Raw genomic sequence first — 13,262 nt, 5'->3', positions numbered from 1 at the left:
ATCTCATTATTTTAGCAACAGTATTCAACCTCCTGCGTAAGCACAAGATGCAAACCGAATATATTTTTGTTTTTATTAAAGAATGGCACGAAAAAGCCCCGAAAACGGGGCTTATAATCATCAGCAGGGACATCTGCCGGGGTTTCCAGCCTGGCTCGGAAAGCGGGCATTGAGACAGTGCCGGTGAAAAGTGCGCTCATCCATGGGCGGCGTTTCAGGATGATGGAGGCGCATATGCTTCAGATAAGTTTGATAATCGTGCACGCCAACCATTAAACGAAAGCTCTGCTGCAATCCGCGCCAGATTTGCTGCCAGCGGGAGAGCGGCGGGGTATCAGCGGCACTCACTATCAGTAAGCAGCGCTTTATCTGCCAGCCTGCGCCGGGAGGCGTCCAGCGATAGATGGACTCAGACATGGCGTACCTCCTTACGCAGTGAAACCTCTGCTTCGCGCACGGTCGGTGACGTGCTGCGGAGCGCACGACGAATAACAAAGAAGGCGGCAACCAGCATGGTGACTGCAACCAGCATAAAGAAGCCGCACAGCGCCGCGTTGATCTGATTGCTGAAGATAATGGTCTGCATATCCGCCACGCTTTTGGCCGGGGCGATCACGATGCCATTGTCGATGCCCTGCTGAAATTTGCGCGCCTGAGCCAGAAAGCCGATGGCGGGTTTTTCATGAAAAATCTTCTGCCAGCCCGCGGTCATCGAGGTGATAAATAACCATGCGGTAGGGAGAATAGTGACCCACGCGTAGCGCTGTTTTTTCATCTTAAACAGCACCACTGTCCCGAGGATCAGCGCCATTGAGGCGAGCATCTGGTTACCAATGCCGAACAGCGGCCACAGCGTATTGATCCCGCCCAGCGGATCGACCACCCCCTGATAGACAAAAAAGCCCCAGCCGGCAACGGCAACGGTGGTGCCGGCCATATTCCCCAGCCAGGAGCGGTTGCTGCCCATTGCCGGAACCACGGTACCCACTAAGTCCTGCACCATAAAACGGCAGGCGCGGGTGCCGGCATCCACGGCGGTCAGGATAAATAAGGCCTCAAACAGAATGGCAAAGTGATACCAGAACGCCATCATCGCGCGACTGTTGAATACCTCGGTGATGATGTGTGCCATACCCACGGCGAAGGTGGGTGCGCCACCGGCGCGTGAGAGCACCGTACTTTCACCGACGTCACGTGCAATGCCGCTCAGCATCTCCGGCGTGACAACAAAGCCCCAGCCATTAATCACCTGCGACGCGTTCTCGACGGTGGTTCCAATCAGCGCAGCCGGGGAGTTCATGGCGAAGTAGACGCCCGGGTCCAGTACCGAGGCGCAGATCAGCGCCATAATAGCCACGAACGACTCCATCAGCATGGCGCCGTAACCGATAAACCGGATATGGCTTTCGCGCTCTACCAGTTTAGGCGTGGTGCCGCTGGAGACCAGCGCATGAAACCCGGAGATAGCCCCGCAGGCAATAGTGATAAACAAAAACGGGAAGAGCGCACCGGAGAACACCGGGCCGGTGCCATCAATGAATTTTGTGACCGCCGGCATTTTCAGCTCCGGCATAGCAAACAGAATTCCTATTGCCAGCCCGACAATAACGCCAATCTTCAGGAAGGTGGAGAGGTAGTCGCGCGGTGCCAGCAGCAGCCAGACCGGCAGCGAAGAGGCGACGAAACCGTAGATCACCAGCACCCACGTCAGCTCTGTGCCTTTAAGGGTAAAGAAGGGGCCCCAGTAAGGATCGGCGGCCACATCGCCTCCATAGATAATCGCTGCCATCATCAGTACAAAACCGATAAGGGAAACCTCAGCAATTTTTCCCGGACGCAGAAAGCGCATATAGACGCCCATAAACAGCGCAATGGGAATGGTAGCTGCGATGGTGAAGAGTCCCCACGGGCTGTTAGCGAGTGCTTTAACCACCACCAGCGCCAGCGCAGAGAGAATAATGATCATCACGCCCAGCGCACCGAGCATCGTCACCACGCCGGCAAAAGAGCCCAGCTCCTGGCGCGCCATTTCACCCAGCGAGCGCCCGTCACGGCGGGTAGAGATAAACAGGATCAGGAAGTCCTGCACCGCGCCGGCGAGCATCACCCCTACCAGGATCCAGATAGTGCCCGGCAGAAAGCCCATCTGTGCGGCCAGAATCGGTCCGACCAGCGGTCCTGCACCGGCAATGGCGGCAAAGTGATGACCAAACAGCACCCATTTGTTGGTCGGAACATAATCCAGACCATCGCTGAGGCGCTCTGCCGGCGTACGGCGGCGGTCGTCAAGTTCGAAGATGCGGCGGGCGATAAACAGGCTATAGAAACGGTAAGCGATGCTGTAGCAGGCGACCGATGCAATAACCAGCCAGACCGCATTGACATGTTCGCCGCGGCTGAGCGCAAGCATGGCAAATGCGCCAGCACCGATTAACGCCACTGCTAACCAGACGATGCCGGTTTTGACGTTGTTCATGAGTTAACTCCTTGTAGAGGCCGGAAAAACAGGCAAGCGAAATACAACGAGTTAAAAGTAAGGTAAAAAAATGTTAACGAAAGGTAGTAAAAGCAGAAGTGTGAAGCGCGATACAAATTTTAAAGCAGAGCAGAAAAGAAGAGGCGGGATAACATCTGTTATCCCGCACTATGAGCGCCGTCAGGCTGCCGGGCGGGCAACCACGCTGCGGGTCTCCATGCGCACTTCGGCGATGGTGACATCAATAATATCGGTGACGCGATACACCACTTCACCTTTAACCTGCACCGTGCCGCTCTCCTGCGAGCAGACCAGCTCATCGCGTACCGCATGAATAAACGGCGCCGGAATAAAGGCCACCGCACCGTTCTCCTGCAGGCGTACGCGCATACCGCCGCGCGATACATCAATGATCTCGGCGCTGAATTTGCGCTCGCTGCCGGCGAAAGGCGTCAGGAAACGCGCATAAAGCCAGTCACCCACATCGCGCTCAGCCATCCGGTTAAGGCGGCGACGCTCACCCATGATAACCGTAACGTCACTCTGCGGACGGGCAATGCTCTCACCGCGCACAATAGCTTTCAGCAGGCGATGGTTGATCATATCGCCAAATTTACGGATCGGTGAGGTCCACGTCGCATAGGCATCCAGACCCAGACCAAAGTGCGGGCCGGGTTCGGTGCCAATCTCAGCAAAGCTCTGGAAACGGCGAATGCGGCTGTCGAGATACTGAGTCGGCTGCGCGTCGAGTTCGCGACGCATCTGACGGAACCCTTCCAGTGTCGTAATGGCCTGCGGATCGACGGTAATGCCGTGACCAGCCAGCACGCCGGCTACCTGTTCAGCGTTGGCCAGATCGAAGCCGGTGTGCAGGTTGTAGATGCCAAAACCCAGTTTTTTCTGCAGCACGTTCGCCGCGCAGATGTTGGCCAGAATCATCGCCTCTTCAACCATGCGGTTAGCGATACGACGATGTTCAGCGATAATATCCAGCACTTCGCCTTTCTCTCCCAGAAGGAAGCGGAAATCGGGGCGATCTTTGAATACCAGCGCATGGGTCTGACGCCATTCACTGCGCGCCAGGCAGAGACGATGCAGCAGACGGATCTGCTCAGCAATCGCCTCATTTTCCGGCTGCCAGCTGCCGCTGTTTTCCAGCCAGTCTGAGACGTTGTCGTAAACCAGTTTGGCTTTGGATTCAATCCAGGCTGCAAAGAAATGCACGTCGTCAGCGAGTGCGCCATCCGGCTGGACCGTCACCCGGCAGGCGAGCACCGGACGTTTCTCATGCGGGCGCAGCGAACAGATATTATCGGAGAGCTCGCGCGGCAGCATAGGAATGTTAAAGCCGGGAAGGTAGTTGGTAAACGCGCGCCGGGCGGCCAGCTTATCAAGCTCGCTGCCTTCCGCTACGTAAGCGGTCGGATCGGCAATAGCGATGGTCAACAGCAGGCTGCCATCCGCCTGCGCTTCCGCATAGAGCGCATCGTCCATATCCTGCGTACTGGCGCTGTCGATGGTGACAAAATTCAGCGCGGTGAGATCTTCACGCGTCAGCTGCTCATCCAGCATTCCGCCGCATTCACTCTCTGGCGCTTCGCGCTCCAGGTTATGGCGCGACAGCGTGACCCACCACGGCGCCAGGTGGTCGTCTGCGGTAACGATAAATTCAGTCAGCTCAGCATAAAAGCCGCGATCGCCTTTCAGCGGATGGCGACGCATTTCAGCCACAGCCCAGTCACCGTTCTGGAAATCGTGCGTCAGACCGCGCACGGCGCGACACTGAATGGCATCTTTCAGCAGCGGATGATCCGGCACGATGGCGAGACGATCGTCTTTTTTCTGCACCCGGCCGACGAAGCGCGTCAGAAACGGCTCAATCAGGGTATCCGGCTCTGCACTTTCACGATCTTTATCGGTGTGGATCACCGCGGTGATACGATCGCCGTGCATCACTTTCTTCATTTGCGGTGGCGGAATGAAGTAGCTTTTCTGAGCATCAACTTCAAGGAAGCCAAAGCCTTTTTCTGTGCCTTTCACAACGCCTTCGGCGCGCGGATTCTGCGCGTGAAGCTTCTCTTTCAGCTGCGCGAGCAGCGGGTTATCCTGGAACATAATTTAGTCAGTTTCGTGGCCTAAGAGCGGTGGACAGTTTTACGCGAATCAGGGGCGCGCGGCAAGGTTAAAACGGGTTAAAAAGCCGCAGAGCGCGGCTTTTGTTTCAGAGAATAACGCGTAATCAGGCGATACGCTGCGTGGGCAGGGCGGCGCTAAGCGTGAGCTTCACCGGCACCGATTTAGAGGTCGGCGTTCCGCTGATATCGCCGTAGCTTGAGAGCGGTACCAGCGGGTTGGTTTCCGGATAGTAGGCTGCGAGATTCCCGCGCGGAATATTGTACGGCACCAGTTTAAAGCCGCTGACGCGACGGGTCAGGCCATCATTCCAGAGGGTTTCAATATCCACCTGCTGGCCTTCGGTAAAGCCCAGCGCCGCCATATCCTCAGGATGAATAAACACCACTTCACGCTGACCATAGACGCCGCGATAGCGATCGTCGAGACCGTAAATCGTGGTGTTGTATTGATCGTGTGAACGCAGCGTCTGCAGCGTAAACGGCACGGTCACGTCGCTGCCGAGCTGAGGAAACAGCGAGTCGGGCAGGGCGGACGCGCTGAATTCAGCACGCTGCGATGGCGTATTAAAGCGCAGCTCTGCCGCCGCGTTGCCGAGATAAAAACCGCCAGGCTGGTCGCACTTTGTATTGAAATCAGCAAAGCCCGGGATCGTCGCGGCGATATGATCGCGGATAATATTGTAGTCCGCCGCCATGCCGAGCCAGTCGATATGATCGCTGCCCAGCGTCGCGTGGGCGATACCTGCCACAATGGCGGTTTCTGAACGCTGCGTCTCCGCCAGCGGGATGCCCACGCCTTCTGAAGCGTGAACCATACTGAATGAGTCCTCAACGGTAATGAACTGATTACCACCAGCCTGACGATCGCGCTCGGTGCGGCCCAGCGTAGGCAGGATCAGCCCTTCATGACCCGGCACCAGATGACTGCGGTTGAGCTTGGTGCTGATATGCACCGTCAGACCACAGTGCTGCAGCGCGGCTTCCGTAACCGGAGAGTCGGGCGCTGCCGCCGCCAGATTGCCGCCGAGAGCAATCAGCACTTTCACTTCATCACGCAGCATGGCGCCCAGCGCTTCAACGGTGTTGTGACCGGCATTACGCGGGGGTTCAAAACCAAAATGGGCGCCCATGGCATCAAGGAAAGGCTTAGAAGGCTTTTCATCGATACCCATGGTGCGGTTGCCCTGCACGTTGCTGTGGCCACGTACCGGGCAGAGGCCGGCACCTTTTTTACCCAGCTGACCAAACAGCAGCTGCAGGTTGACGATTTCGCGTACGGTGTCGACGGAGTGCTTATGCTGCGTGATCCCCATCGCCCAGGTGATAATCACCCGTTCCGCGCTCTGATAAATGGCCGCCGCTTCGCGGATCTGCGCTTCGCTCAGGCCTGACTGCTGCACAATCTGCTGCCACGAGGTGTTATCTACCGCGTCCAGATAGGCCTCAACGCCCTGCGTATTTGCGGCGATAAACGTCCGATCGAAAATGCCCGGCTCACCGGCAGCAAGGCGCGCGCGCTCCACTTCCAGCAGCGCTTTCACCATGCCGCGCAGGGCGGCCATATCGCCACCGAGGTTGGGCTGATAGTAGGCGGAACTGATGGTGCCGGCTTTGGATGTGACCACTTCCAGCGGCTTTTGCGGATCGGCAAAGCGCTCCAGACCACGTTCACGCAGGGTATTAAATGTCACAATTTTTGCGCCGTGATCGGCAGCGTGACGCAGGCTGTGCAGCATGCGCGGATGGTTGGTCCCCGGGTTTTGCCCGAGCACAAAAATGGCGTTAGCGTGATCGAAATCGTCGAGACGAATGGTGCCTTTTCCGACACCGATGCTGCGTTTCAGGCCGCTGCCGCTGGCTTCATGGCACATGTTGGAACAGTCAGGGAAGTTATTGGTGCCCATCACACGACCAAACAGCTGATAGAGCCAGGAGGCTTCATTGCTGGCGCGCCCGGAAGTGTAGAGTTCCAGCTGATCGGGATGGTCCATCGCTTTCAGGTGCTGAGCAATCAGCGCAAACGCCGCATCCCAGCTGATGGGTTCATAGTGATCGGTGGTGCTGTTATAGCGCATCGGGTGCGTCAGACGCCCCTGATACTCGAGAAAATAGTCGCTCTGCTGATAGAGCGTGCTGACGCTGTGCTGAGCAAAAAACTCAGGCTCGACCACGCGTCGCGTCGCTTCCCAGGTCACCGCTTTGGCGCCGTTCTCACAGAAGCTAAACGTACTTTTATTATCATCGCCCCAGGCACAGCCGGGGCAGTCGAAGCCGCGCGCTTTGTTCATGCGCATCAGATTACGCATATTTTTCAGGGCAGCTTTGCTGTCAAATACGAAACGGGTGGTCGCTTCCAGTGAACCCCAGCCGCCAGCAGCAGCGCGGTAAGGCTGAATTTTACGTTTAAATTTCATGGTAGTCGCAGGCTTATTGTTTATGAGTTGTTATCAGAATATGTCTTCTGTTGAAAAGAAGTGTGCGACTGAGAACAGAGGTTGTCTAATTGATTGACTTAATTGAGCGATAGGCGGCGTTTATCGCCATGGCGACAAACTGTGATCTAATTCAAATTACCTCAGCTCTGAGAGACACGCGGCTGCGTAAGCAGCGTAATAGTGGCTAATAATTGCTCTTTCACCGTGTGAAGGAGCGCGTCATGAAACAACTCACCAGCCAGATCCACGCGTTTGGTAAAGCGCTGATGATGCCTATCTCGGTTATCGCCGCCGCTGGCATATTTCTCGGACTGGCCGCCGCGCTGCAGAACCCGGCGATCACCGGTGAAGCCTTTGCACAGATGCAGGTGCCACAGCTGATCATCGGCTTTATCCGCAAGGTTGCCGGTGCACTTTTTGCCAACCTGCCGCTGTTCTTTGCCGTTGCCAGCGCAATCGGGCTGGCGAAAGCGGAGAAACCCACGGCCGCTTTTGCCGCCGTCATTGGTTATCTGATGATGAACACAGGCATCAGCGCCACCCTGGCAGCCAAAGGGCTGACCGCCGCAACCACCACGCCGCAGGCGCTGCAGCAGGCGGGGATGGATCAAACCAGCGCGATGATGCTGTCGGCAGAATATATCCAGATGCTGGGCATTTTTACCTACAACATGAGCGTACTGGGCGGGGTGATTGCCGGGCTGCTTACGGTAGTACTGCACAACCGCTTTTATACTCAGCAGCTTCCGGTGGCGATCAGCTTTTTTGGCGGACGCCGCTTTGTGCCGATTATTACCGTGGTTGTGCTGCCGCTGGCGGGCGTGCTGCTGGCGCTCATCTGGCCAACTATCGGAGCCGGTATTGCCTGGGTCGGAGAGATGATTGGTAAAAGCGGGCAATATGGCGCCTTTCTGCTGGGAGCGTGCGAACGGCTGCTGATCCCGACCGGCCTGCACCATATTCTGAACGAGACGGTGCGCTTTACCCCGATTGGCGGGATGGCCACCGTCGAGGGGCAGAGCGTCGTCGGCGCGCTCAATATCTTTAACAGTTCGCTGACGCATCCGGGGGCGATTCCGGATGACACCGTGCGCACCGCCACGCAGTTTCTGGCGCAGGGCAAAATCCCGGTCATGATGTTTGGTCTGCCGGCCGCCGCCCTGGCGATCTACCATACGGCCCGTCCGGAGCATAAGCAGCGGGTAAAAGCGCTGGTGCTGGCGGGGGCGCTGACCTCATTTACCACCGGTATTACTGAGCCGCTGGAGTTCTGTTTTATCTTTGTCTCACCAGTACTTTATGTGCTGCATGCGCTGCTGACCGGCCTCTCGTTTATGCTGATGTCGATGCTGCACCTGATGATTGGCAACGTGCAGGGCGGCGCTATCGATCTGGTGGTATTCGGCATTCTCGGCGGCAGTAAGACCCACTGGTGGTGGACGCTAGTGCTGGGTGCCTGTTACGCGCCGCTTTATTACTATCTGTTTCGCCTGGTCATCACGCGTATGGGGGTAGAGACGCCGGGACGCGAGAGTGAAGATGAGCAGAAAGCGCCGCAGGTCACGGCAGACGAGCGTACCAGAGTCATTATCAGCGGTCTGGGCGGCGAAGCGAATATAGAGGAAGTCGATTGCTGCTTTACCCGCCTGCGGGTACGCGTCAAGGCAATGAATGAGGTAGTTGATCAGACGCTGCTTTCCACCGGAGCTAACGGCGTTAACCGCGTGACGGAACATGATGTGCAGGTGATCTATGGCCCGCAGGTTGAAAAAATTGCGAATGAAGTCAAACAGGCGCTCGGGGTAAGCTGATTTATAAGCCTGCTAATAGTGAATATCGCAATCATTGTTAAACGTGCCGGACTGATATTTGCGATAGTGGCGCTGCCCTTTCAAGAGCTAAGCCATTGCGAGTGCCGGAGATAAGCGCCGGGTAGGGCATTACCCTGAAGCTGCCTGCGGGCAGCTTTTTTGTGCGCAGCGCTTACCGGTTATGAAGCGCAGAGGGCATAAAAAAACCCACCTGTCGGTGGGCTGGCTGAGAACAACGCTGGCTCTTTATCCTGCAAACGCACTTACAGGAATCAATAACACGTACCGCCAGCATGGTGCGAGCCGGTACCGCCGTGAGGGTGGGTCCCTTTAGGACAGGCAACCGCTGCCGTTGAAAAAACAAATGCTGCAGTTAAAACCAGAAGCGTGGCGACTTTTTTCATTTTTATAGTCCTTTTGCTGTGTGCAATCTTTGCACACCTAATGTATCAGAATAATCCTATAAGTAAATGTTTATTTATCATTAATGCTTATGAGTTATCCCCCGGCCCGTATCGCTTACCGGCTCAGGCAGAGCCAGCTGACAGCTGGCCAGACCGCGCTTGCCCCTCTGTTTGCTCTGTCCCGGCATCGTCGGGTAACCAATATGTTATAATCAGGTCATACGTTAAATTGCCTTCGCGGGCAGTATCAGTTTGCCATCGGGTAAGGCTCACCAGCTGCTTTAACAGCAATCTGAAAACGTCTGGCACCGCAGTTATCCGCCGTTAGCTCATTGGACAGAGCGCTGGCTACTTAGGGCAGAGAGCGGGGTTAAAATCCCCGACGGCGGTCCAGCTCTCATTTTGCAACACCAAAGGCACTGCTTCGGCAGTGCCTTTTTCGTTTTCACCCCCGCCACTCAAAGCGATCTCAAATCTATCCGTGAGACAGCGGGCATCTTTTACACGCGAATAGCCGTAATCGCGGCGTTCTCATTATGATCAACTAAAGCTGCATCGGGCATTTAGCGGCGGGAAGGATCAGGGAAGTTCCTCAGGTGGCAGTAAGAAGTTTAACCGGGCTTGTTCTGTTCACCCTGTCATCAATCCCTGAACAGAAAAGGAGCCGCAGCTGCCGATACCGGCAAGCCTGCTCAGTAATTGCCCGGTGCCAGCTCTTCCGAAACTGACGACCTGGGGTGACGGCATCCTGCTTAACTTGCGGCTGCTGGATTCGCTGAATGAGTGCAACGGCAAATTAAGAGCCATCAGCAGGATTGACGAAAACAGAGCCTCGCAACAGGATGCATTCAGGGAATGTTAGCCCTGGCTAGGTGTAACTTTCCATGCGGGTAATTTGGGTGATATAAGAGACCAAATTACCCGCATGGAAGCCATGATGAAAAAATCGTTTTTTTTAGCTCTTGTCGTACTGCTGGCTGGTTGTCAGTCTAATCCGCAATCTCAGGCCAGACTAAAGGCGAAGCAATCTTCTAAATTTCCAACTGCGGTCGAGTTGAAGAATCAATGTGAGTCGCAAATTCCTCAGGCGAAAGCAGACAGAGATACACTTCTGTGGGTATGCCAGTTCACTTCTGCCATACAATATCGCCTCTTTGATACTGATCTATACCGAGGCAAGATCTGCACCCTGCAAGTTACACAGCCAGTAGGCCAGCAGCCTACGGATGTCATGGTGCTTGAAGGAAACCAAAAGCTCTGTGCTGCAGCAGTCGACGCTATAAAAGGAGCCATAGAGTCAGAAACATTCCCTATGCGTCCGAAAAGCATGAATGAAGTTATACCAGTTCGTGTCGCACCTCAGTAGAAAGAGCCGGGCTTCTCTGGAGAAAATCGGCTAACGAATTATCCAGCAAGGAGTAGCGGCCATTGGCAGGTTGTAATTCAGCCAAAGAGCAGCGATTCACACCGTTTTTTAACCGCCCCCAGGCGGTTTTTTGCTGGAATTAATAAGCCAGGCATCTGCCACATCACGGTGTATTAATCAATGGGGATCAGGTCTCAGCTGCAGCGGTAAAGCCCGGCAGCATAATTGTGTATCAGTGCAACGGCTACTCAGGGCCGTGCAAGATGTACCGCTACAGCCTGGCGACGGAAGAGGGCGAGGTTATGGAAGGTGAGCCGCTGAATGATGTCATCGTAATGAGAAGGTAACGTGCGAGATGCGGCACACAGATGTTTCATTTTGACATTCATGCTGAGCTACCTGATCATCCGCACTCTGTATCTGAGCAATTTTTTATTTATTACGCAGGTTAGTACATAATAATTTTATCAGATGTTTTATAGTTCATAAGTCGTTGATAGGTAATCAAAATAGACATAAAACAATTAATTTACCTGTGTAATCTTGAGCGGGAGCGCCATTTTGGCCGGGCGGCAGAAGCGAGTTTTGTCAGCCAGCCTACGCTCTCAATGCGGCTCAAAAACCTCGAGCGTGAGCTGGGGTTATCGCTGATTAACCGCAGTAACAACTTTGACGGCTTTACCCCGGAAGGTGAGCGGGTGCTGACCTGGGCGCGGGAAATTGTTTCTGTCTATCAGGGACTGAAGCTGGAGGTTGAATCTCTTAAGCATGGCGTAAACGGTACGCTGCGGCTGGGCGTGATGCCGCAGTGCAGCGTGGCACTGCCGGCGCTGCTTAAAGCGGTCGAGGCGCGCTATCCTCAGCTGGACTATCGCGTCGCGGCGATGAGCGCCGATCAGTTACTGGAAGCGCTGAACAGCCATACCGTTGACGGCGGCATCGGCTTTTTTGAGCTGACGTCCCTGCGCGAGCTGCACTTTCAGACGGCATTGCTGAACGACGGCGGAGTGGAAGCGATTTTTAACCCGCAGCACTTTCCGGCGCTGCTGAAGCAGCAGCGGCTCTCACTGCATACCCTGGCAGCGCAGCCGCTCTGTCTGGCTGAACCCACGCGCTATTTCCGGCGTTATCTTGATGGCCAGCTGCGCGAAACCGGTGTGCTGCCGCGTGTGATCGTTGAGAGCGCCTCCATTATGCAACTGCTGCAGAGCGCACAGGTTGGCCTCGGCGTAATGGTATCACCGTGCGGACATCTGCTGCCCGAACTGTTGCAGAACCTGGCGCGGCGCCCGATCGATATGGCACCAATGGGACGACAGGCTGCGCTGGTGATCGCAGAGCCGGGACGTGCCTCACCGCTGGCGCAGCACTTTTTTGATGAGGCGCGCCGCCATCTTCATGACTGACGCGTCTCTGCCAGCGCCATAGTAAGCCGGTCTTCCCAGCTGGCCAGCGCCACTCTCTGCAACAGCGTAAACAGGGCGGTATGATCCCAGCCGCTGTTGATCAGCGGCTGCAGGTGGGCGGCACTAAACCGATCGGGCTGACGCGTCAGCTGCCCGCTCAGCGCAGCCACCGCGTCGCGATTATGCGCAGCGTCAGCCAGCAACGCTTCACGCCACTCACCGGCGTAGCGTGTAAAACGCTGACGACAGCCGAGAATACGCGCGCTGACCGCCAGCGCCAGCGCTTCCGCCTCCGGGTTAACCGGCAGCAGCTGCTGTTTCAGGCGCTGCAGGCCGCTCAGAACCGGCGCATCATACATCAGCAGCCAGCTCAGCGGCTCCAGATCGCTATCGTTCAGACAGTCAGCCTGCGCGCTCAGCTGCTGCAGGCTGGCGTAACGTCGCTCCAGCGGCTTCAGCCCGGGCGAGCAGAGATTATCTTCAGCAAACAGCGTGGCGCAGGCGTCGGGCGGCACTGATGCGCCGGGGATCCAGCGTACCGGCTGTGCCAGCAGCGCCTGCACGCCAGCCACCATCCGCGCCTGGAATCCTGTGAAACCGATAATCTGGGTCAGCGTGATGATATCGGGCTCTGTCAGTCCCACCGCCTCCAGCGCGCCGAGGCTGTGAGCGTTAATAAGCGCCGGCTGCATCGCCAGCTGACGGGCATACTGCGTCATCTGCGTCAGGCGATTGTTGCTCTCGCGGGAAGAGTCGGGACCGGGGAGCGGGTTGAGGCGCGCTGAGTAGTGATTGCACAGGCGCTGAACGCCCGCTACCTGGGCGACCGTCAGGGCCGCGCTTAGCCGGTCATAGAGTGTCAGCGTATGCGTTTGCGATGCCGTCAGGCTGTCGGGAAACAACAGCTGGCTTACATCGCGAGCCGCCAGCAATGCCGGCTGAAAGCGGCGAAACAGCGGCTGTAAAACCGTTACTTCCTGCTGCAGACCAAGCAGGAATCGATCGTTAACCAGGGCGGCCTCGGGGACCAGCGGGGCAGTGGTGGAGGTGTATGGGCGAGCCTGGCTTTCATACAGCCAGAGGTTATGGCCGGTAAAACGGCGTTGTTCCATAATCCATCCTTTCGCTAAATTCGGGCTGAGCGTACGACGGGAAATTCTGAAAAGCGTGTCGCCACTCGGGGGCAGGCTTATCGTCGCTGATGGTCAGGCACAGGCAAAAGAATGAAG

The 13,262-nt window shown here is 56.2% G+C and carries 9 protein-coding genes and 1 tRNA gene; 5 read left to right on the top strand and 5 right to left on the bottom strand.

Annotation, left to right across the window (positions count from 1 at the left end):
- Positions 1-120: 120 nt before the first annotated feature.
- From B4056_RS15000 to B4056_RS14985, 4 genes are all read right to left on the bottom strand, one after another.
- Positions 121-417 carry a YbdD/YjiX family protein gene (locus tag B4056_RS15000; RefSeq protein WP_039384547.1) on the bottom strand — a complete coding sequence of 99 codons (297 nt, stop codon included), beginning with the start codon at positions 415-417 and terminating at the stop codon, positions 121-123.
- Positions 410-2,476 (bottom strand): carbon starvation CstA family protein, encoded by a 2,067-nt coding sequence (locus B4056_RS14995; protein ID WP_094110939.1) that lies wholly within the window; start codon positions 2,474-2,476, stop codon positions 410-412. Before B4056_RS14995 ends, B4056_RS15000 begins: the two co-directional genes overlap by 8 nt.
- 180 nt (positions 2,477-2,656) lie before the next feature.
- On the bottom strand, positions 2,657-4,591 hold the full coding sequence (locus tag B4056_RS14990; protein WP_094110938.1) for an exoribonuclease II: 1,935 nt from the start codon (positions 4,589-4,591) through the stop codon (positions 2,657-2,659).
- 124 nt (positions 4,592-4,715) lie between these two features.
- Positions 4,716-7,025 carry an FdhF/YdeP family oxidoreductase gene (locus tag B4056_RS14985; RefSeq protein WP_039384537.1) on the bottom strand — a complete coding sequence of 770 codons (2,310 nt, stop codon included), beginning with the start codon at positions 7,023-7,025 and terminating at the stop codon, positions 4,716-4,718.
- Between the two features lie 242 nt (positions 7,026-7,267).
- Here B4056_RS14985 and B4056_RS14980 point away from each other — a divergent pair, with 242 nt between their 5' ends.
- From B4056_RS14980 to B4056_RS14965, 5 genes are all read left to right on the top strand, one after another.
- On the top strand, positions 7,268-8,857 hold the full coding sequence (locus B4056_RS14980) for a PTS transporter subunit EIIC (protein ID WP_039384533.1): 1,590 nt from the start codon (positions 7,268-7,270) through the stop codon (positions 8,855-8,857).
- A 722-nt stretch (positions 8,858-9,579) separates the two neighbouring features.
- Positions 9,580-9,654 (top strand) — tRNA-Lys (locus B4056_RS14975).
- A gap of 277 nt (positions 9,655-9,931) precedes the next feature.
- A complete protein-coding gene (gene lysC, locus B4056_RS17070) occupies positions 9,932-10,123 on the top strand; it encodes an Rz1-like lysis system protein LysC (protein WP_422662155.1) in 192 nt (63 codons plus the stop codon).
- A gap of 72 nt (positions 10,124-10,195) precedes the next feature.
- Complete coding sequence (locus tag B4056_RS14970; protein WP_223811752.1) at positions 10,196-10,627, top strand: cell envelope integrity TolA C-terminal domain-containing protein; 432 nt, start codon at positions 10,196-10,198, stop codon at positions 10,625-10,627.
- Positions 10,628-11,136: 509 nt separating this feature from the next.
- Positions 11,137-12,033, top strand: coding sequence for a LysR family transcriptional regulator (locus tag B4056_RS14965; protein WP_094110935.1), 897 nt, complete (start codon positions 11,137-11,139; stop codon positions 12,031-12,033).
- Here B4056_RS14965 and B4056_RS14960 read toward each other — a convergent pair.
- The gene (locus B4056_RS14960; protein WP_094110934.1) at positions 12,024-13,145 is read right to left on the bottom strand and encodes a CMD domain-containing protein; all 1,122 of its coding nucleotides are present in this window, start codon (positions 13,143-13,145) and stop codon (positions 12,024-12,026) included. The two genes, B4056_RS14965 and B4056_RS14960, sit on opposite strands and share 10 nt — an antisense overlap.
- Positions 13,146-13,262: the final 117 nt, after the last annotated feature.

It is taken from the genome of Pantoea sp. UBA7232 (genome assembly GCF_002473195.1).
Lineage (GTDB): Bacteria > Pseudomonadota > Gammaproteobacteria > Enterobacterales > Enterobacteriaceae > Pantoea > Pantoea eucrina.
The sequence above is the reverse complement of the archived record's forward strand: the minus strand, read 5'-3'. Positions and strand labels throughout refer to the sequence as shown.